Genomic DNA, 18,278 nt, shown 5'->3' with positions numbered 1-18,278 from the left:
ACAGTCCCGTTCACCAGTAGTACTTCTGCGCTTGCGCCCACTGACTGCGCGGATAGTCGGTCTTGAGCGTGGTGAACCAGCGTTTGCGCGCGCTGGCGGGCAGCTTGTTGCCGCCGCAATCGCTGTAGCCCGAAGGTGCGAAGCAGTTGATCGCGCGATAGAGCGCATACGCGCGGTCGTCGGCGCTTGCCTGCGGGTTGGCGATCACGTTCTGGTAGCTCGCGATGCGCTGATACGGCGCGCCCTGGAACTGCGAGGGCCGGCTGCCAAGCGTAGGCAGCGTGGCAGCCTCCGCTTCCAGGCGCGGGTAGAGGGGATCGAGCACGTACGGATCCTCACCGAGCGCGTACGCGGGCGGATGGTTGCGCACGAAGTCCGCAAGACAGTTCAGGCCTTTCGCGTCGTTCGGATTCATTTGCAGCATCGCCGCGACGTCGCGTGTCGTGGGGCACGTGTAACCCTCGTTGTTCTTCGCGCCGGGCAGCGTGAACGGCTTGATCGCGGCGGACGGCGCGGCGGGCACCAGCGCGAGATCGGCAAGGAAATCGGCGTAACGGCTACGCGTGAATTCCTTGTAGAGCAGCGTATAGAGCGCGATATCGCGCAGCGTGCCGCTCACGGCCTTGTTCTGCGCCTGCGCGCGCAGCAGGTCTGCATTGGCGGAGCGTTGCAGTAGCGTCGCGCGGATTGCCGCGTTCTGGATCGGCGAATCGTCGGCGAATGCGCGATCGATCAGGCCCGCCTGTTCCAGGTTCATCGCCAGGCCGAGTTCGAGCGCCTCGCGTTGCAGACGCAACTGCGCGAGCGGCACCAGGTCGCTCCAGAGTTGCCGCGCCTTGTCGGCCTGGCCGCTGTCTTCAAGCGCAAACGCGCGCAGCGCCTGCTGGCTCAACGCGAAGTAATTCAGCGAGGCATCGGCGGGCGGCGAGTCGGGCAACAGCGCGAGCGCCTGTTCCGGCTTGTGATCGACGTAGACGTGATACGACGCGAGCAGATAGTCGTATAACGCGGGCGTGTTCGCGAAGACCGGCTTCTGCGCCTGCAGTTCGTCGAGCGTAATGGTCTTGGGCTGCGACGAATCTGGGCTCGGCTGCGCACGCATGCGCATCAGGTCGACGAGCGCGAGCACGTTAGGCGACTTCACCTTGTCCATGTCGGTCGCGCTCAGCAGCAGCTTGCTGTCGAGTTCGTTGGCGAGCTGGCTAAGCGGCACGTTCGAATCGTCGGGCGTCCAGCGCGCGAAGGCGCGATCGTAGTCGGTGGCTTGACGCGCGGTGTCGCCGCCCAGCCAGGACACGCGGCGTTGCAGACCCTGCGCCGATGCCGCGTAACGTCCCTGCGGATACACCTTCAAATAAGCGCGAAAGACCGTTTGCGCAGCGTCGAGCGAGACCTTCCTCACGCTGTCGCGGTCGAGGGTGTTGCCGTCGCCTTCCGAGGCGAAGGCTTCGGCCTGCGCGGCGTTGAGCTGCGCGCGGCCTGCCATGTAGAGCGAGGCTTCCTTGAGCCACGGGTTGGCGCTGCGCGAGGCGCTGGCGAAAGACTTCGTCGCCGAGAAAAAGTCGTAGCGATAGAACGCGTTCGCGCCGTCCAGGTAGGTCGCGAACTGCTGGCCGAGTGCGGTCTTGAGGCCCGTGGGCTTTTGCCAGGCGGCTGCGTTGGCGCCGGTGGCATTGCCGCTGTTATTGCCATCGCCGCGTGCGGGGCAAGCCTTCGCCAGATCGGCGCGCGCCGCGCGCAGGCGCGTGGCTTCATCGGCAGGCAGGCCTTTGGCGGCGCCCAGCGCGTCGTTGAACGCCTCGTCGCCCGATGCGATGCTGCGGCAGATACTGCCTTCGCCATCCGCGTAGAAGGTCGATTGACCGTTAGCGTCCGCATCGGCGCTGTCCGGCTTCTGGCCAATGTCGATCCAGCCCGAGTAATCGTAGAGGAACGGCACCACGAGCTGGTTCGGGCGATCCGCGACGGCGATTTTCTTCGGGTCGGGGAAGGTCTGCGAAAGCCGCTTGCTGTCGGTCATCAGCAGCATCGCATTGATGCGCGTGTCGTTGCCTGGACTTAAAAACGGCAGGCCGCCGCAGGTATAGCGGGGATGGCGCAGCGTGGACGGGCTGGTGCAGCCGTCGTCGCCGCTCGCATGGGCGGCCGTGGCGGTCAACAGCGGGAGCAGGCTCGTCAGCAGCCTGGCGATGAGGTGTCGTTGCAGCAACGTGGTTCTCCGCGTTTTTCTTGTGCTGGTGGTCAGTCGTGCGAGTGTGGCGCGCCCGTCGAAGGGGCGCAAAAATCGGCGCCCCGTACTATAGCCAAAGCGCCCAAAATGCGGTTGGCGCGCGTACGTGTTTGCAAACGCGGGATATGTGCCTTGAATATACGGGCATTGCATTTGCTCTTTGATTTGTCTTCTGTGCCAGTAGACGGCAAAGCGCATGGAAAACATCACGGCGCGTCTTGAAGAATGAAACCACGGGAGACACCAAAGTGGCCGGCATTCGCATCACACATCCGGAACGCGTGATCGACGAAGCGCGCGGGTTGCGCAAGATCGACCTCGTGCATTACTTCGAGGCCGTCGCGCCGTGGCTGCTGCCGCAACTACAAAAGCGGCCCACCGCGGTGGTGCGCGCGCCTTCAGGCATAGGCGGCGAACTGTTTTTCCAGAAGCACGCGAGCAAGCTGCAAATACCGCACGCGGCCCAGCACGAAGGACTTGATCCTGGGCATGCGGCGCTCATGACCTTCGAGAGCGTGGACGCGATCGTCGGCGCGGCACAGATGGACGCCATCGAATTTCATACGTGGAATGCGCGGGTCACGAACATCGAGAAGCCAGACCGGCTGATTTTCGATCTCGATCCTGATCCGGCGCTGGGCTGGGATCGCATGATCGAGGCGGCGCAACTGACGCGCGGACTGCTCGAAGCGCTGGGCCTGCGTGCCTGGTGCAAGACGAGCGGCGGCAAGGGGCTGCATGTGGTCGTGCCGCTCGCGCGTCACGCGTCATGGGAAGCGGCGAAGGACTTCGCGCGCGCGGTGGCGGTGCATATGGCGTCGACCTTGCCCGATCGCTTTAGCGCGAAGATGGGCCCGAAGAACCGCACGGGCCGCATTTTCGTGGACTATCTGCGCAATGGGCGCGGCGCGACGTCGATTGCCGCTTACGCGCCGCGTGCGAGGCCTGGGCTGGGCGTATCCGTGCCGATTCGCTGGGACGAGCTGGAGTCGGTCACCGGCGGCGCGCAATGGACGGTGGCCAACTTGCATGAACGACTCGACAAACTACATGCCGATCCATGGGATGGCTATGGCGAAGCGCGCCAGCGCATCACGGCGGCGATGCGCAAGCAACTCGATTGAAGCGCAATTGAAGCCGGTTTAAAGCTGGATTAAAGCGCGATCAAGCCTGAAACAATGCGGGCTCAAACCGTGGTGAACTCGATGCGGTTCCGGCCTGCGCGCTTTGCCGCGTAGAGCATCTGGTCGGCGCGCTGGTACATCTCCCACGGCGTGGCCGCTGGCTCGTGTTCATGGCCTTGCCTGTGCGCGCGCCACACGACGCCCATGCTGATCGTGAGCGCGTGACCCTGTAGCTCGCGCTGCGGCGGCTCCAGCGACCTCACGGCCTGTTGCAGGCACTCCACGATGCTCAGCGTTTCGTGCGCCGAGTCCGCGAACAGCAGCACGCAGAATTCATCGCCGCCAAGCCGGAACAGATACTCGTCGCCGCTGCGCAGGCCGCCCGTCACCGCCCGCGCGACGGCGCGCAACACCCGGTCGCCCGCATGGTGGCCATAAGCGTCGTTGATGCGCTTGAAATGGTCGATATCGAATACGCAGAGCGCCGCCGTGTGCGTGCGCTCGCGCAGCCGCGCGTCATGCGCGAGCACCACTTCCAGGTAACGCCGGTTATAAGCGCCGGTTAGCGCGTCGGTGACCGACAGTTCGGCGAGTGCCGCATTCTCGGCTTCGAGTTCGCGAATGCGCCGGATCAGCCTCTGTCGTTCGCTGCGCAAGCGCGTCGGCAGAATCGATGGCGTCACAAATGGCAATGCGCTTGCGCGACGCCTGCACCATTGCATCGGCGGTGGATGGGGACGGGCGCGCGCGGCGTAAATCACGCGTTTCGTGAAAGCGTTCTTGTTGGACATGAGGTCTCATCGCGTGGCGGTAATGCCTGTCATGACCGGTCGAACGCTTCGGCGCCTGATCGAAAAACTTGATGAGCAGGCTTATTCAGCGGGCCACCGGATGATTCACCGCATTATCAGCGAGGCGCGTGCAGTGAACTGTCAGGCATTGTCAAACGCAAACCGTCACGCATATTCATGATTATTTCCGTGCATTACCTCACATGGGAATCTCGGACGTGAGCTTGATTTTCTGCATCGGAATATCGGTTTTCACGCTTTGCACGCCGGGAATGCGCGTCAGATATTCCATCAGAAAGCGGCGATATTCGTCGAGATCGGCGGCCACGATGCGCAGCAGGAAATCGCAATCGCCCGCCATCAAGTGACACTCGACCACGTCGGGGAACTGGCGCACCGCTTCCGCGAAACTGTCCACCGTGTGCGCGTCCTGCCCCTTGAGCCACACGCGTGCGAACACGGTCAGCGCCTTGCCGACCTTGGCCGGATCGAGCACGGCCACGTACTTCTCGATCACGCCCGCATCTTCAAGCAGGCGCACGCGCCGCAGGCACGGCGACGGTGACAGCCCGACCTGCTGGGCGAGATCGACGTTCTGCAAACGGCCGTCGCGTTGCAGGGCGTTGAGGATGCGCCGGTCGATGGCGTCGAGCTTGAGATGGCTTTCCATGTCGATATTTTGCTGATTCGTGGCATTGAGTGCCAAATTCTCGCGCCAGCATGGCCACAACGCAACCCGATTCGAACGCATTCGGCAGAAAATATCGCCTTTGCAGGAATTGTAATTATCATGAGCAGTGTGCCTACCTCTGCCGCTTCCGCGCGGCGTTCCATCGATACTTCAGAAGTCGCGCGCGGCATGCGTGCAGCGTTGCCCATCATGATGGGCTTCATCCCATTCGCGCTGGTGCTGGGCGCCCAGGCCGCGCAAAAGGGCCTGAGCAACATCGAAGTTCCGCTCATGACGGGCGTGAATTTCGCGGGCGGCTCGGAGTTCACGGCCGTGCGCCTGTGGACGTCGCCGCCGCATATCGCGCTGATCGTGGCGATGTCGTTTCTCGTCAATGCGCGCCACATCCTGATGGGCGCGGCCTTCGCGCAATACATCCGTCACGTGCCGTTGCGCCGCGCGCTGCCCGCGCTGTTCCTCATGTGCGACGAAAGCTGGGCGATGGCGATGGCCGACGCAAAGACCAACGGCCACGGGCGTGTGAGCATGGCCTATTACATGGGGGTCGCGATCAATCTGTGGCTGACGTGGGTGTCGTTCACGGCGCTGGGCGCGGTGCTCGGGCCCGTGCTGGGCGACGTGCAGCGCTATGGATTCGACATGGCCTTCACGGCGGTCTTTCTCGTGCTGCTCAAGGGCATGTGGAAGGGCATGCGCGCGAGCCTGCCGTGGCTCGTCAGCCTCGTGGCGGCCGCTGTGACCTATCTCTACCTGCCGGGCGCCTGGTATGTGGCCGTCGGCGCGTGCGCGGGTCTCGTGACGGCCGTGCTGCGGGAGCCGGGCAATGCTTGAGAGTTCGACCTTGATGACGCTCGCGACCATCTTCCTGATGGCCGTGACGACCTACCTCACGCGCATCATCGGCTACGTGGCGCTGCGCGACCGCACGCTGAGCCCGCGGATGCGCGCCGTGATGGAGAACGTGCCGGGCTGCGTGCTGATTTCGGTGATCGCGCCCGCGTTCGTGTCGCGCGATCCTGCCGATCTCGTGGCGCTCGCCATCACGCTGTTCGCCGCGACGCGGCTTTCGTTGCTGCCGACCGTGCTGATCGGCGTGGCGGCAACAGGCATACTAAGGCACCTGTTCGGCTGACGTCGCTCGCCGAATCCGACCGACCATCGACACCGCATAACAATGACTGAGACACAGGCGCTGACGCAGGATCACTGGATCGCGAGCCTAACGAGCCCAACGAGCCCAGCGAGCCCAACAGGCAAGCTGTTCGCGCGTAGCTGGACGTATGGCGATCCGCATGGTGATCCTGCGGGGCGTGCGCCCATCGTGCTGCTGCATGACTCGCTGGGCTGCGTCACGCTGTGGGGCACGTTCCCGCAGACGCTTGCGCGCGCAACCAGGCGGCGCGTGATTGCCTACGATCGCGCGGGTTTTGGCGCTTCGGATGCACGTGCGGATCGGTTGGGCGCGGGCTTCGTGCGTGACGAGGCCGAACGTTTTTTCCCGGCGTTATGCCAACAACTGGACGTCGAGCGTTTTATCGCTTTCGGCCATAGCGTGGGCGGCGGCATGGCGGTGGAGTGTGCCGCGCAGCATGCCGGGCAGTGCGCAGCGCTCATCACCGAGGCCGCGCAAACCTTCGTGGAAGACCTCACGCTCGCTGGCATTCGTGCGGCGCGCGAGCAGTTTCGCGATCCCGCGCAATTCGCGCGTCTTGCCCGCTATCACGGCGACAAGACGCAATGGGTGCTGGATGCGTGGATCGAAACGTGGCTCTCGGCAGAATTCGCCGACTGGTCGCTCGATGCGGTATTGCCGCGCGTGACGTGCCCGACGCTGGCGATTCATGGCAGCCTCGACGAATACGGCACGCGCGTGCATCCCGAACGCATTGCGGCGCGCGTGAGCGGGCCAGGACGCGCGGCAATCATGGAAGGCGTGCGCCACGTGCCGCATCGCGAACAGGAAGTGGAGGTCGCGACGATGGTGGCGCAGTTCCTCCAGACGCTCGACGATTGAGCCGCTTTTTTAGGCACTTTCACACGGCTGCAAAAAATTTTCAGATTTTTTTCGCAAGGGCCTTCAAAAATGCGAAAGGACTCGATACAATGCCGATCCCTTGCTTAACGACAGTTTGTTCGGAGCGCTAGCAAGGGATACGCAATACGGAGCCTCGTGCATCCGGTTGCAAGGAAATGCCGACGTGGTGAAATTGGTAGACACGCTATCTTGAGGGGGTAGTGGCGAAAGCTGTGCGAGTTCGAGTCTCGCCGTCGGCACCAGAATTCAGTCCAGCAGGTCTTTAACGACTTTGCCCGGATTAAAAGAAACCCGCGAAGCGTCATGCTCTCGCGGGTTTTTTCATGGGCGATCATATTGCGCGAAATCGCGCGCAATTTCGCGCAGTCGCGAGCAGGCGCTGTTATTGCGCTGCTGCAATGGCGCAACTGGCACACAGCACGGAGTCACACGTTGGGCAGGAAAAAGAGTGCGGAGAAGTTGAAGGTCGTCGCAGTGCGCGTCGATCCGGCCATCGAGCGCAGATTGCGGCTCCTCGCGGACACCAGCGGCCGCAAGCCTTCGTATTTCCTGCAGCAGCTGATCGAAGGCGGCCTGGGCGCGCTGGAAGAGGCGTGGCTGCCTGCAGACGTGCTCGCACAGGTGCGTGCAGGGACGGTTCCCGAACCGTCCGGTTCGCAATCGGTGCCTGATCTGTTCGGGGATATGGAGTAACGATCCCGGCGCGAATTAATGATGTGACGTATTGGCGACACTTAAGGCCGGGTTAAGGCGCTGTTGAATACAGTCGACAGTTTTGATTCTCACCATCGCCAGGATGGAGAACGCGCCCATGAACTCGACCGCCGACGTCACTCTCACACCCGAGCATGCGCTGAGCAAGGTGCCCGCGCTCACACTCGGCTTCTGGATCATCAAGATCGCAGCGACCACGCTGGGCGAAACCGGCGGCGACTGGGTCACCATGTCGCTGAACCTGGGCTATCTCGTCGGCACGCTGATTTTCCTCGCCGCATTCATCGCACTCGTGTTCGCGCAGGTTCGCGCGGAGCGCTTCAACACCTGGCTCTATTGGGCGACGATCATCGCCACGACGACGCTTGGCACCACGCTGGCGGACTTTTGCGATCGCTCGCTCGGTATCGGTTATCCCGGCGGCGTCACCGTGATCGTTGCGCTGCTGGCCGTGAGCCTGGGCGCCTGGTATCGCTCCGAGGGCACCGTGGCGGTCGAAAGCGTCGCGACGCCGCGCGTCGAATGGTTCTACTGGATCACGATTCTTTTTTCGCAGACGCTAGGCACGGCGCTGGGCGATTGGGTCGCCGACGACGATCGCGGCGGCCTCGGGCTGGGCTTCGAAGTGGGCGCGGCGATCTTCGGCGTGGGCATCGTGATCGTCGGGCTGCTGTGGCTGGGCACGCGCGTGTCGCGCACCCTGCTGTTCTGGGCCGCATTCGTGCTGACGCGGCCGCTGGGGGCCACGCTGGGCGACCTGCTCGACAAGCCGGTGGCGCAGGGCGGTTTCGCCGTGAGCCGTTTGTACGCCTCGGGCATTTTGCTGGCGTTTATCGTCGCGTGCCTGTTGCTGATTCCGCAACGCGCGGCGCAGCGCTCATCCTGATTCCGCTTTTTGCTGCACTCAAGAAAGCTCCCGCTTCAAGACATGCAAGCGGGAGCCGATTCAATTCTTAGCCGACCTTGTTGGCCTGCTCCTTGGCCAGCAGGCGTTGCGCCTGCATATCGCCGCGATTGGCTTCCTGAGCCGTCTGCACCGAGGTTTCCGTCGCCTCGGCCAATGCTGCGCGCGCGGCATTGCTGATCTTCACCGAATACGAAGCCGAAGCCGTCGAAGTCGACGACGTGCCTTGTGCCGCCGACGTTGCGCCTTGCGTTTGCGTCGTGCTGGACAATTTAGCGGCGGCGCCGGTCTGCGCCGACTGGCCGTTCGTCGTCGTCGCCGTTGCGACATTCGTCGCCATTGCCTGGCCGGAAAGAGCCTGAATTGCCATGGATTATTCTCCCGATTTAAAGAAATGCCGGAAAGCGGCAATTGCTTTATCGGCGCCGCTTTAATTGCGCTTTAGAACTATATTTTTTGTAACCATGGCAATTCTTAAGGAGCGGATAAGGTGTCGTTTAAATGCAGATTTAAAAGTTTGTTTCTGAATAAAAACGACTGCCATTCAGCAAGTGATTTCAGTTTTCAGGCCTGCAAAACCGCCTTCGGTTCGAGAAACGCTTCGAGCCCGTATTTGCCATATTCACGCCCGATGCCCGACTGCTTGAAGCCGCCGAACGGCGCCGCCGGTTCGTGGGCGAGCGTATTGACCAGCACGCGGCCCGCGTCGATGCGAGCGGCCACGGCGCGAGCGCGCGCCGCATCGCTCGAACAGACATAAGCCTGCAATCCATAGGGCGTATCGTTCGCGATGGCGACGGCGTCCTCGGTATCGCGATACGCGATGATGGACAGCACCGGCCCGAAGATCTCCTCGCGCGCAATCGTCATGTCGTTGCGCACGTCGCTAAAGAGCGTCGGGCGCACGAACCAGCCTGCGTCCACGCCTTCGGGCCGTCCCTCGCCGCCGGTGAGCAGGCGCGCACCTTCGTCGATGCCGATACGGATATAGCGCTGCACGCGCTCCCATTGCTTCTGGCTCACCATGGGGCCGATGCTCGTGCGCGCGTCGCGCGGGTCGCCCGATTGAAACTCCGCGGCTGCCGCCACGATCTTTTGCTCGAATTCGGCAAGGCGCGATTGCGGCACCAGAATGCGCGTTCCGGCAATGCAGGCCTGACCGCTGTTCATGAAACCCGCTTGCAGCGCGAGCGGCACGGCTTCGTCGAAATTCGCATCGTCGAGCACGATAAAAGGCGATTTGCCGCCCAGTTCCAGCGTGACGCGTTTGAGCGTTTCCGCGCCCGCACGCAGAATCGATTTGCCCACCGCCGTCGATCCCGTGAACGAGAGTTTGGCCACGTCCGGATGCGTGCTGATTTCGGCGCCGACCGTATCGCCGCGTCCGGTCACGATATTGAACACGCCAGCAGGCAAGCCCGCTTCGTGCAGCGCTTCGGTGACGATGCGCGTCTGCATCGCGCTCATTTCGCTGGGCTTGACGACGGCCGTGCAGCCCGCCGCGAGCGCGGCGGCCAGCTTGCCGCAGATGAAGCCCGCGTCGCTGTTCCAGGGCGTGATCAGTCCCGCTACGCCCAGCGGCTGCATGACGACGTCGGCGGTGCCGGCGCGGCTCACGAACGCATAGGTGTCGAGCGTATCGGCGGCTTGCTTGAGCACGTCGCTCGCGTGGCGCGCCATCCAGCGACCGCGCGAAACCGGCGCGCCGTATTCCTCGACGATTGCTTCGAACAGCGCGTCTTCCTTCGCCACGACCGCCGCGTGCATGCGCCGCAGCATCGCTGCGCGCTCGGCCTTGTCGGTGCGCGAGAACGCCGGGAAGGCCCGTTTCGCGGCCGCAATGGCAGCGCGCGCATCTTCGGCGTCGGCGAGTCGCACGCGGCCGATGACCTGCTCCGTCGACGGGTTGAAAAGATCGAAATACTCGTTGCCGTGCGGCACGACGAAGGCGCCGTCGATATAGATGTGGTCGATGATCTGCATGATGGAAGTCCGGATGCGTTGCCCAGATCGCAAGATAGACCGTTGCCATTAGCCTGACTAGCCGTACAATCCGGGATGACCTCTTGAACGATCCAGGATAATGAAAACCTCTGGACTCACCGAACTCGAAGCCGTGCTCGCGGTGGCGCGCCGTCGCAGCTTTCGCGCCGCGGCCGATGAACTGAGCGTTTCGACCTCGGCGCTCAGCCATGCGGTTGCGGCGCTCGAAGCGCGCATCGGCGTGCGGCTCTTCAATCGCACCACGCGCAGCGTGTCGCTATCGGAGGCGGGCGCGCAATTCGTGCAGACGGTTGCCCCGGCGCTCGCGACCATCCAGACGGCGCTCGACCAGGCCGGGAGCTTTCGCGACACGCCATCCGGCACGCTGCGCATCAATACGTCGGCGGGCGCGGCGCGGCAGGTGATGCCGGTATTCATCGACTTCCTGCAGCGCTATCCGGAGATGAAACTCGACATCGTCACAGAGGGGAAGCTGGTCGATATCGTGGTCGAAGGATTCGATGCGGGCATCCGCTTGATCGATACCGTGCCGCAGGACATGATTGCCGTGCCCTTCGGTGAAAGCCAGCGCTTTGCAGTCGTAGGGAATCCGGACTATTTCGCCCGTAACAAGCCGCCGCGCACGCCCGCCGATCTCGCGCGTCATCGCTGCATTCGAAGCCGCATGCCGAGCGGCATGATCTACCAATGGGAATTCGAAAAGCGCGGCGAAGTCGTGCGCGTGGACGGCGAGGGCGCGCTCACGCTGGACGAGCCGAACCTGATGCTGGCGGCGGCGCGCGCGGGTCTGGGCCTCACCTATCTGACCGAGTGGAACGTCAACGCCGATCTGGAGGCCGGGACGCTCGTGCGCGTGCTGGAGGACTGGACGCCCGCGCTGGACGGGCTATGCCTCTACTACCCGGGCCGCCGCCACGTGCCTGCCGGATTGCGCGCGTTGATCGAGACGATCCGCGAGCACGCCGACGCCACGCGTGTGCGCACGGCCAGGAAAGCGCGCCGCGGTAAAGCGAAGCCGGGGTGAAGCGTTCCCGCCCGGCAACGGCGTGCTAGCGAGCGCGCCTGTGCGCCCACTGCGCGAGCAGCGCACACGACACCAGCAACGCGCCCGTCGCGAAGAACACGGCATGCAGCCCCAGCCGCACGCCGATGAAGCCGCCAATCAGCGGCCCGATCACCTGGCCGCTGAACTGCGCCGATTGCAGCCAGCCGAGCAGGCGTCCCGTCGACGATTCATCGACGCAATGACGCGCGAGCTTGCCGATGGACGGCAACAGCCCGGCGAGCGTCATGCCCATGACCACGCGCAGCCCCGCGAGTTGCCACCAGTGCGTGACGAAAGCCTGCGGAATCATCGCGAGACCGGTGAGCAGCAGGCAGCCGATGATGACGCGCCAACTGCCGATGCGATCGGCCAACGCGCCCAGACGTGCGGCCGTCAACATGCTGCCGAGCGCGGAACACGCCATGACCGCGCCCGCGACGCGCGCCAGATGCGCGGCGTCCACGTGCAGGCTTGAGATATAGACGGTGATGATCGGCTCGATCGACATGTTCGCGAGCAGCACCATCATCGCCGTGACGAGCAGCGCCGCGACGACGCCCACGTTTGCGCGCTGCGCGCTCGCCGACGCCACATGCTGTGCGCGGCGCTTCGCGTCGCGCTGTGCATCGAAATCCTCTTTCACGATGAAGATGGTGCCGAGCGCCGCCACGGCAATCATCGCGCCGCCCGCGAAGAACGTGCCGCGAATGCCGATCCAGCCCGGCAAGAAGCCGCCCACGAGCGGCCCGATCAGGTTGCCCGCAAGCGCGCCCGTCGACAGGATGCCGAGCGCCCAGCCCGCACGCTCGCGCGGCGCCTGCGTGCCGACCATCACCGTCGATGCGGAGGCGTAGCCGCCCACCAGCCCGGCAACGAGCCGCAGCGCGACCAGCTCGTAGACGTTGTGCGCGACGCCGATCAGCGACATCACGATCGCCATGCCGATGGCCGCGCGCACGAGCATGGGCTTGCGGCCGAAGCGGTCGGCCAGGCGGCCCCAGATCGGCGCGGTCACGGCGGTGCCAAGAAACGTCGCGCTGAAGGCGATGCCCGACCACTGGATCACCGCCGCCTGCGAACTCACGCCAAGCTGGCGCACATACAGCGGCAGGAACGGCAGCAGCATGCTCAAGCTCACGAGCGTCGTGAACGAACCGAACACGCAGACCACCAGGTTGCGGCGCCAATACAGCGTGTTGCGTTCGGCGTAACCGAGGGCCGGGGTATCGGCGGAGGAGGATTCGAGCGTGCTCATTGCGCCCCCGATGGTGTGAGAAACGTCATGTCGATGACTCCATGAATCGCAGGGGCACGTCCTTGCTCAATGCCCGGCGCTCTGGCCGCCGTCCACGTGCAGGATTTCGCCCGTCACGAACGCGGCGGAGTCAAGATACAGGATCGCGTCGACGATATCGTTCATTTCGCCCATCCGGCCCATCGGATGCAATGCGCCCAGTGCGGTATGCGTTTCTGGCGCGTGCATCGGCGACTTGATGATGCCAGGCGAAACTGCGTTGGCGCGAATGCCGTGCGCCGCGTATTCGATCGCGAGTGACTTTGTCGCCGCATTCAAGCCGCCCTTGGTCAGCGACGCCAGCACCGACGGCACATTATGGTTGGCTTGATCCACAAGACTGGTGGTGATGCTCACGATGTGCCCGCTGGCTTGCTTTTGCATCTGCTCGACGGCCAGCTGCGTGATGTAGAAGAAGCCGTTGAGATTGACCTTCGTGATCGCAGCGTAGTCGTCCGGGGTGTACTGCGTGAACGGCTTCGCGATAAAGATGCCCGCGTTGTTCACGAGCGTATCGACGCGGCCGAAGCGCTCGATGGCGGTGTCGATTACGCGGCGCGCGGTGCCGGCGTCGCCGATATCGCCGGCCACGGTCACGAGATTCGCATCGATGGACGGTGCAATCGTGCGCGACGTGGCGACGACGCGATGGCCTTGCGCGAGAAACGCCCTGACGGTTTGCGCGCCGATGCCTTGCGATGCGCCGGTGACGACGATGACTTTGGAAGTGCTCATGATATGCCTCGCTGGAAGTGGTGTCCGGTCTGCTTTCCGGTCGAATCCGGTGACTCGATGAATGCAGACTGTAGGCGCATCGGCCCGGGATTCGAACACCCGCCATGGAGCAAGAGTTTTGCGCCGCGAGAACAAATGAGCACCGTCAGTGTTGGTGCGTTGAGATGTGCGCGGGCGGTCGCTGACCGCCCGCGTGAGTGCGGGTTACTTGCCCGGCGAGAACTCGATGATCGCGTCTGCAATCTCGCGTGCGTGCGTCTCAAGCGCAAAGTGGCCGGTATCGAGGAACCGCACGTCGGCGTTCGGCAGGTCGCGCTTGTAGGCTTCGGCGCCCGGCGGCAGGAAGAACGGATCGTTCTTGCCCCAGATGGCCAGCAGCGGCGGCTGGTGTGCGCGGAAGTACGCCTGGAAGGCCGGATACAGCTCGACGTTGCTGGCGTAGTCGAGGAACAGGTCGAGCTGCACTTCGTCGCGCTCCGGGCGCGCGATATAGAGCGTGTCCAGGCCGTAGCCGTCGGGCGAGATTTGCGTCGTGTCGCCCACGCCGTGCTCGTACTGCCAGCGAATCGACGCGGGCGTGAGCAGTTCGCGCAATGCCTGGCGGTTGGCGTCGCTCGGCGCCTGCCAGTAGCGCTGGATCGGATTCCAGCCTTCGCTCAGGCCTTCTTCATAGGCGTTGCCGTTCTGCGAAATGATCGCGCTCACGCGTTCGGGGTGCGCCATCGCGACCCGGAAGCCCGTGGGTGCGCCGTAGTCGAACACGTAAAGCGCGTAGCGTTCCAGGCCGATGACTTCGGTGAACCGTCCAATCACCTTTGCCAGGTTGTCGAACGTGTAGGCGAATTGCGCGCGCGGCGGCTGCGCGGAGAGTCCGAAGCCCGGCAGATCCGGCGCGACGACGTGAAAGCGCTCGGCCAGCAGCGGGATCAGGTCGCGATACATATGGCTGGAACTCGGAAAACCATGCAGCAGGAGCAGCGTGGGATTCGAACGGTCACCGGACTCGCGATAGAACACTTCAAAGCCGTCGACGTCAGCCGTCTGGTAGGTGATGCGGGTCATGGCAAATCTCCTGGAACGTTGATCGTTACGTAATGCGAATGTTTTTTGCTGGTTTAGCTGCGCAGTGCAGGCGCTGCCGGAAAATCGACGGGTACGCGCGTCGTGGCATGCAGATAGTTGGTGATGGTCTTGTCGCTGATGACGACGATGGCGTCCACAAGATGTTCCTTCGTCCAGCCTGCCGCGAAGAACGCTTCCACCAGCGCGGGATCGGCATGGCCGCGTTCGAGCGCGATGTTCTTCACCAGCCGCGCAAGCGCGTCGAGTTTCGGATCGAAGCTGGCGCGGCCACCGCGAATCTCCAGCACTTGTTCATCGGTGAAGCCATTCATCTTGCCGATTACCGTGTGCGCGGCGAGGCAGTAGGCGCAGTCGTTGACCTGGCTGACGACGAGATTGACGACTTCGCGAGCGCGACCGGTGATGCTGCTTTTCGCGTTCTGCAGTTGGAGATAGTTGCCGAGCGCATGCTCCGAATGAGCGAATGTCGCGTAGAGATTCGGCACCATGCCGAGGCCGGACTTGAGCTTGTCGAACAGGGCCTGGTTGGCGGGGGAAACTTCGTCGCGGGTCGGGACGTTGATCGTGTTCATGTGAATTCTCCGGTTTGAAAGTGAGCGGTTCAAGAAGCGTAATCGCGAGTCATTGCGTGTTATTGCATGTCATTGCGCGGTGTAGCCGCCATCGACCACGATGGACTGGCCGGTGATGTAGCGGGCCTTGTCGCTGGCAAGGAACAGGATGGTTTCGGCGATTTCCTCCGGCGTTGCGGCGCGGCGTGCGGGCACGGTGGCGAGGAAGCCCGACTTGTTTTCGTCGCTGCCGCCTACGAAGCGGTCAAGCATGTTGGTCGCCACGGGGCCGGGGGCGACGGCATTCACGCGCACGCCGGTGGCTGCGGCTTCGAGCGCCGCGCTTTTCGTGATCCCCTCGACTGCGTGCTTGCTGCCTGCGTAGACCGACGCACCGGCAATGCCAATCTGCCCCGCGATGGATGACAGGTTGATGATCGAACCCGAGCCTTGTTCCAGCATCACGCGCATTTCGTGCTTCACCGAAAGCAACGTGCCGAGCACATTCGCCGAGAACGTCTCTTCGTAGTTCGCCGCAGACTGCTCGGTGACCGGAGCGAGCTGGCCTTCGGTTCCGGCGTTGTTGACCGCGACGTCGAGGCGGCCGAAGCGCTGCACGGTCTGTTCGACGGCATGGCGGACATCGGTTTCGTAGCGCACGTCGGCGCGGACGAATTCCGCTTCGACGCCCAGGTTGCGCAGCTCTGCGGCGAGCGCATGGCCTTCGGCTTCGCGACGGCCGCTGACGACGATGCGCGCGCCTTCGCGGGCAAAAGCCAGAGCGGTGGCGCGGCCGATGCCGGTAAGTGCGCCGGTGATGAGGATGACGGGCTGGTTCATGTTGGTGCTCCTTGAGGTCGGTTTAAATCGCGTTTGCGATGGAGCTACTTTGATTGATTCCGGAAATTTGCAGTAGACCGTCTGCTTGCCTATCATCTAGTCCTGAATGGAATGAATGGGTGGGCAAATGGACAAGCTGCAATCGATGGCAACCTTCGTGCGCGTGGTCGAGGCGGGCAGCTTTTCGGCAGTCGCGCACGAATCGGATACGACGCAGAGCGCGATCAGCAAGCAGGTCGCCGCGCTGGAGCGCGTACTGGGCGTAAAGCTGCTGACGCGTACCACCCGCTCGCTGGCGTTGACAGAAGAAGGCGAGCGCTATTTCGAGCAGGCACGCCGTCTTGTCGCAGAGATCGCCGAGGCCGAAGGCGCGTTGAAGCGCGGCGAGCAGCAACTGACTGGCTGGCTGCGGATCGCCGCGTCAGTGGGATTCGGCAGGCTCAAGCTCATGCCGATCGTCCAGTCATTTCTTGCCGCCCATTCGACGGTGAAGATCGACCTGCGTCTGCATGACAGCTTTGTCGATCTGGTCGAGCAGGGCATTGACGCTGCGGTGCGCATCGGCGACCTGGCCGACAGCAGCCTGGTTGCGCGGCGCATCGGGACGTCTCACCGGCAGATCGTGGCGCATCGGCGCTATCTGCGGTCGCTGCCGAAAGGGAAATCGATGCCGCGCAAACCAGAAGACCTGTCACAGCACAACTGCATCGTCTATACGGAACTCGCGATGCGCAACAACTGGCCCTTCACAGCGGGCGCTGGCGCGTCGGATCCGGAGGGCACGACGCGCGTCGTGCGTGTCGAGGGGAACCTGCAAACCAATAGCAGCGAGGTGATCCGGGCGGCGACGCTCGCCGGAATGGGGATCGCGTACGCGCCCGACTGGCTGTTCGACGAGGAGATCGCGAGCGGCGAAGTCCAGCCGCTCCTGACGGACTGGCAACCGCCGCCGATTCCCGTACACCTGGTCAGCCCGCGCGAGCGGCGCGACTCGGCGAAGGTGAGGGCGTTCGCCCAGCACGTCGCCAATGCGCTGGCCGATACCGTCGTCAAAAACTAGTATTGATGCCTGCCTTCGGCATCTCCTTCAGCGACAGGGCCATCCTATGAGCTTCGAAGCATTCCTTGAGCAATGGCGAAAGAATCCCTCAACGACGCTGCAAATCGCGCTTCTTATGCGCATCGCTGCGGCGCTGCGAGAATCGACCGATTGCATCGGTGCAGTCGTGGTCGGGTCGTTCGCGAAGCATAGCGCTGACCGTTTGTCTGATGTCGACCTGGTGGCATTCTGCTCGAAAGGTGCGGGCCAATCGGTGTTTCGCGCGGTGACGCAGCAGATCGAGCAGGCGAAAATCCTATTCACCGTCGACGGCACGCATGGGCCAGATAGCCCCTTCCGGAAGCTCGTTCTGGCCGATATGACCTCGATCGAGTTTCACGTGATCGGGCCGGAGACAAAACTCGAACTGGAGCGCCCGTACGTGGAGATCGTGAACCGGGGCCAGGTGCTTGAAGCCAGAGCTTCACAGCGGCGTGCGTCAACAGATCGCGACACGACGGTCTTTCGATATGGCGACCGAGGCCTCGCGTGGGAGCTTTTCAACTGCCTGAAATGGCTCTGGCGTGGGGAGTACGATGCGGCGAGGCGCTATCTGATCAAGCTGGGGAAGGCGATTGAGGCATCGCAAGTCAAGGACGGTTAGATGTGGCACATGCAAAGCTCGAACTCGTGGCCTTCCGGGCTGCTTAGGACGATGCTCCGCATGGCTTCGATCTTCAGTCCGTCCATGACGATGGAGGCGCCGTTTTCCGTTGCTCGTTTCACGCAGGCATGGAGTGCAATCTCCTCAAGTTCGAAGACCGGTACTGAACTGCTGCCTTTAAAGTCGTCGTCAAAGTCGTTTAGCAGCAAACCCAGGCGGCAGGCGCCAACCATGAACTCGCTCCACTTCGCGGATCGCTTATGCGGTTCATATCCGAGGATGCATTGCCAGAAAGAGATTGCCGGCTCCATCTCTTTCACCTTCAAATAGACCGTCCTGAGCTGCATGACATGCCTCCGCATTGAATGTGCGCACAATCTAGCAGACGCAAAAAAAGTGGCTCGTGAGACGCAGGTGTCGAGATTCACCCAGCATTGAACTATCTGCTTTCCAATTCGCGCACGGGATAGCGGCTTTTGTCGACGCTGAGCAGTCTTTCCATTTTGATACATCTGAATGACCGCTTCAGAGGTA

At 63.1% G+C, this 18,278-nt stretch carries 19 protein-coding genes, 1 tRNA gene and 1 pseudogene; 10 read left to right on the top strand and 11 right to left on the bottom strand.

Going from position 1 to position 18,278, the window contains the following annotated elements:
- Nucleotides 1-10: 10 nt before the first annotated feature.
- Nucleotides 11-2,209, bottom strand: a complete 2,199-nt coding sequence (locus BBA01S_RS18425) for a hypothetical protein (protein WP_156965983.1) — start codon at nucleotides 2,207-2,209, stop codon at nucleotides 11-13.
- A gap of 248 nt (nucleotides 2,210-2,457) precedes the next feature.
- On the opposite strand from BBA01S_RS18425, the pseudogene ligD reads away from it, so the two are divergent.
- A pseudogene (gene ligD / locus BBA01S_RS18420) lies at nucleotides 2,458-3,354 on the top strand (non-homologous end-joining DNA ligase); the annotation flags it as partial.
- 62 nt (nucleotides 3,355-3,416) lie between these two features.
- Here ligD and BBA01S_RS41730 read toward each other — a convergent pair.
- Nucleotides 3,417-4,145, bottom strand: a complete 729-nt coding sequence (locus BBA01S_RS41730; RefSeq protein ID WP_052391789.1) for a GGDEF domain-containing protein — start codon at nucleotides 4,143-4,145, stop codon at nucleotides 3,417-3,419.
- A gap of 199 nt (nucleotides 4,146-4,344) precedes the next feature.
- Complete coding sequence (locus tag BBA01S_RS18410) at nucleotides 4,345-4,815, bottom strand: Lrp/AsnC family transcriptional regulator (RefSeq protein ID WP_027817739.1); 471 nt, start codon at nucleotides 4,813-4,815, stop codon at nucleotides 4,345-4,347.
- Between the two features lie 120 nt (nucleotides 4,816-4,935).
- Between BBA01S_RS18410 and BBA01S_RS18405 the strand changes: the two genes are divergently transcribed.
- The 6 genes from BBA01S_RS18405 to BBA01S_RS18380 all read left to right on the top strand — a co-directional run bounded on the left by BBA01S_RS18405 (nucleotide 4,936) and on the right by BBA01S_RS18380 (nucleotide 8,471).
- Complete coding sequence (locus BBA01S_RS18405) at nucleotides 4,936-5,667, top strand: AzlC family ABC transporter permease (RefSeq protein ID WP_027817738.1); 732 nt, start codon at nucleotides 4,936-4,938, stop codon at nucleotides 5,665-5,667.
- Nucleotides 5,660-5,968 carry an AzlD family protein gene (locus tag BBA01S_RS18400; RefSeq protein WP_027817737.1) on the top strand — a complete coding sequence of 103 codons (309 nt, stop codon included), beginning with the start codon at nucleotides 5,660-5,662 and terminating at the stop codon, nucleotides 5,966-5,968. The genes BBA01S_RS18405 and BBA01S_RS18400 overlap by 8 nt, the downstream gene beginning before the upstream one ends.
- A gap of 42 nt (nucleotides 5,969-6,010) precedes the next feature.
- Nucleotides 6,011-6,850, top strand: a complete 840-nt coding sequence (locus BBA01S_RS18395) for an alpha/beta fold hydrolase (RefSeq protein ID WP_084162276.1) — start codon at nucleotides 6,011-6,013, stop codon at nucleotides 6,848-6,850.
- 178 nt (nucleotides 6,851-7,028) lie between these two features.
- Nucleotides 7,029-7,113: transfer RNA gene (locus BBA01S_RS18390), tRNA-Leu, on the top strand.
- Nucleotides 7,114-7,330: 217 nt separating this feature from the next.
- On the top strand, nucleotides 7,331-7,564 hold the full coding sequence (locus BBA01S_RS18385; RefSeq protein ID WP_245641518.1) for a hypothetical protein: 234 nt from the start codon (nucleotides 7,331-7,333) through the stop codon (nucleotides 7,562-7,564).
- Nucleotides 7,565-7,682: 118 nt separating this feature from the next.
- Nucleotides 7,683-8,471, top strand: coding sequence for a COG4705 family protein (locus BBA01S_RS18380; protein ID WP_027817734.1), 789 nt, complete (start codon nucleotides 7,683-7,685; stop codon nucleotides 8,469-8,471).
- A 67-nt stretch (nucleotides 8,472-8,538) separates the two neighbouring features.
- On the opposite strand, the gene BBA01S_RS18375 is transcribed toward BBA01S_RS18380, so the two are convergent.
- Both BBA01S_RS18375 and BBA01S_RS18370 read right to left on the bottom strand, forming a co-directional pair.
- Nucleotides 8,539-8,859 carry a hypothetical protein gene (locus BBA01S_RS18375; RefSeq protein WP_156965982.1) on the bottom strand — a complete coding sequence of 107 codons (321 nt, stop codon included), beginning with the start codon at nucleotides 8,857-8,859 and terminating at the stop codon, nucleotides 8,539-8,541.
- Nucleotides 8,860-9,053: 194 nt separating this feature from the next.
- Nucleotides 9,054-10,472, bottom strand: a complete 1,419-nt coding sequence (locus BBA01S_RS18370; protein ID WP_027817732.1) for an aldehyde dehydrogenase family protein — start codon at nucleotides 10,470-10,472, stop codon at nucleotides 9,054-9,056.
- A 100-nt stretch (nucleotides 10,473-10,572) separates the two neighbouring features.
- Between BBA01S_RS18370 and BBA01S_RS18365 the strand changes: the two genes are divergently transcribed.
- A complete protein-coding gene (locus tag BBA01S_RS18365) occupies nucleotides 10,573-11,517 on the top strand; it encodes a LysR family transcriptional regulator (protein WP_027817731.1) in 945 nt (314 codons plus the stop codon).
- A 25-nt stretch (nucleotides 11,518-11,542) separates the two neighbouring features.
- On the opposite strand, the gene BBA01S_RS18360 is transcribed toward BBA01S_RS18365, so the two are convergent.
- From BBA01S_RS18360 to BBA01S_RS18340, 5 genes are all read right to left on the bottom strand, one after another.
- Complete coding sequence (locus tag BBA01S_RS18360) at nucleotides 11,543-12,793, bottom strand: MFS transporter (protein WP_027817730.1); 1,251 nt, start codon at nucleotides 12,791-12,793, stop codon at nucleotides 11,543-11,545.
- 66 nt (nucleotides 12,794-12,859) lie between these two features.
- Complete coding sequence (locus BBA01S_RS18355) at nucleotides 12,860-13,567, bottom strand: SDR family NAD(P)-dependent oxidoreductase (protein ID WP_027817729.1); 708 nt, start codon at nucleotides 13,565-13,567, stop codon at nucleotides 12,860-12,862.
- A 204-nt stretch (nucleotides 13,568-13,771) separates the two neighbouring features.
- The gene (locus BBA01S_RS18350; RefSeq protein ID WP_027817728.1) at nucleotides 13,772-14,629 is read right to left on the bottom strand and encodes an alpha/beta fold hydrolase; all 858 of its coding nucleotides are present in this window, start codon (nucleotides 14,627-14,629) and stop codon (nucleotides 13,772-13,774) included.
- Nucleotides 14,630-14,682: 53 nt separating this feature from the next.
- The gene (locus BBA01S_RS18345; protein WP_027817727.1) at nucleotides 14,683-15,222 is read right to left on the bottom strand and encodes a carboxymuconolactone decarboxylase family protein; all 540 of its coding nucleotides are present in this window, start codon (nucleotides 15,220-15,222) and stop codon (nucleotides 14,683-14,685) included.
- A 69-nt stretch (nucleotides 15,223-15,291) separates the two neighbouring features.
- Nucleotides 15,292-16,041, bottom strand: coding sequence for an SDR family NAD(P)-dependent oxidoreductase (locus BBA01S_RS18340; protein WP_027817726.1), 750 nt, complete (start codon nucleotides 16,039-16,041; stop codon nucleotides 15,292-15,294).
- 127 nt (nucleotides 16,042-16,168) lie between these two features.
- Here BBA01S_RS18340 and BBA01S_RS18335 point away from each other — a divergent pair, with 127 nt between their 5' ends.
- Nucleotides 16,169-17,101, top strand: coding sequence for a LysR family transcriptional regulator (locus BBA01S_RS18335; RefSeq protein WP_027817725.1), 933 nt, complete (start codon nucleotides 16,169-16,171; stop codon nucleotides 17,099-17,101).
- 46 nt (nucleotides 17,102-17,147) lie between these two features.
- Nucleotides 17,148-17,744, top strand: coding sequence for a hypothetical protein (locus BBA01S_RS18330; protein ID WP_027817724.1), 597 nt, complete (start codon nucleotides 17,148-17,150; stop codon nucleotides 17,742-17,744).
- On the opposite strand, the gene BBA01S_RS18325 is transcribed toward BBA01S_RS18330, so the two are convergent.
- Nucleotides 17,741-18,091: a VOC family protein gene (locus BBA01S_RS18325; RefSeq protein WP_027817723.1), complete on the bottom strand. Its 351-nt coding sequence runs from the start codon at nucleotides 18,089-18,091 to the stop codon at nucleotides 17,741-17,743. The two genes, BBA01S_RS18330 and BBA01S_RS18325, sit on opposite strands and share 4 nt — an antisense overlap.
- Between the last annotated feature and the right edge of the window lie 187 nt (nucleotides 18,092-18,278).

This window comes from Paraburkholderia bannensis NBRC 103871 (assembly GCF_000685015.1).
Classification (GTDB): Bacteria; Pseudomonadota; Gammaproteobacteria; order Burkholderiales; family Burkholderiaceae; genus Paraburkholderia; species Paraburkholderia bannensis.
Note: the sequence above shows the minus strand (reverse complement) of the source record. Positions and strands in the feature narration are given on the sequence as shown.

Bases quoted from the DNA above. Each gene is read 5' to 3' on its own strand.
- BBA01S_RS41730 (WP_052391789.1), bottom strand. From the start codon at position 4,145: ATGTCCAACAAGAACGCTTTCACGAAACGCGTGATTTACGCCGCGCGC.
- BBA01S_RS18410 (WP_027817739.1), bottom strand. From the start codon at position 4,815: ATGGAAAGCCATCTCAAGCTCGACGCCATCGACCGGCGCATCCTCAAC.
- BBA01S_RS18405 (WP_027817738.1), top strand. From the start codon at position 4,936: ATGAGCAGTGTGCCTACCTCTGCCGCTTCCGCGCGGCGTTCCATCGAT.
- BBA01S_RS18400 (WP_027817737.1), top strand. From the start codon at position 5,660: ATGCTTGAGAGTTCGACCTTGATGACGCTCGCGACCATCTTCCTGATG.
- BBA01S_RS18395 (WP_084162276.1), top strand. From the start codon at position 6,011: ATGACTGAGACACAGGCGCTGACGCAGGATCACTGGATCGCGAGCCTA.
- BBA01S_RS18380 (WP_027817734.1), top strand. From the start codon at position 7,683: ATGAACTCGACCGCCGACGTCACTCTCACACCCGAGCATGCGCTGAGC.
- BBA01S_RS18375 (WP_156965982.1), bottom strand. From the start codon at position 8,859: ATGGCAATTCAGGCTCTTTCCGGCCAGGCAATGGCGACGAATGTCGCA.
- BBA01S_RS18370 (WP_027817732.1), bottom strand. From the start codon at position 10,472: ATGCAGATCATCGACCACATCTATATCGACGGCGCCTTCGTCGTGCCG.
- BBA01S_RS18365 (WP_027817731.1), top strand. From the start codon at position 10,573: ATGAAAACCTCTGGACTCACCGAACTCGAAGCCGTGCTCGCGGTGGCG.
- BBA01S_RS18360 (WP_027817730.1), bottom strand. From the start codon at position 12,793: ATGAGCACGCTCGAATCCTCCTCCGCCGATACCCCGGCCCTCGGTTAC.
- BBA01S_RS18355 (WP_027817729.1), bottom strand. From the start codon at position 13,567: ATGAGCACTTCCAAAGTCATCGTCGTCACCGGCGCATCGCAAGGCATC.
- BBA01S_RS18350 (WP_027817728.1), bottom strand. From the start codon at position 14,629: ATGACCCGCATCACCTACCAGACGGCTGACGTCGACGGCTTTGAAGTG.
- BBA01S_RS18345 (WP_027817727.1), bottom strand. From the start codon at position 15,222: ATGAACACGATCAACGTCCCGACCCGCGACGAAGTTTCCCCCGCCAAC.
- BBA01S_RS18340 (WP_027817726.1), bottom strand. From the start codon at position 16,041: ATGAACCAGCCCGTCATCCTCATCACCGGCGCACTTACCGGCATCGGC.
- BBA01S_RS18335 (WP_027817725.1), top strand. From the start codon at position 16,169: ATGGACAAGCTGCAATCGATGGCAACCTTCGTGCGCGTGGTCGAGGCG.
- BBA01S_RS18330 (WP_027817724.1), top strand. From the start codon at position 17,148: ATGAGCTTCGAAGCATTCCTTGAGCAATGGCGAAAGAATCCCTCAACG.
- BBA01S_RS18325 (WP_027817723.1), bottom strand. From the start codon at position 18,091: ATGCAGCTCAGGACGGTCTATTTGAAGGTGAAAGAGATGGAGCCGGCA.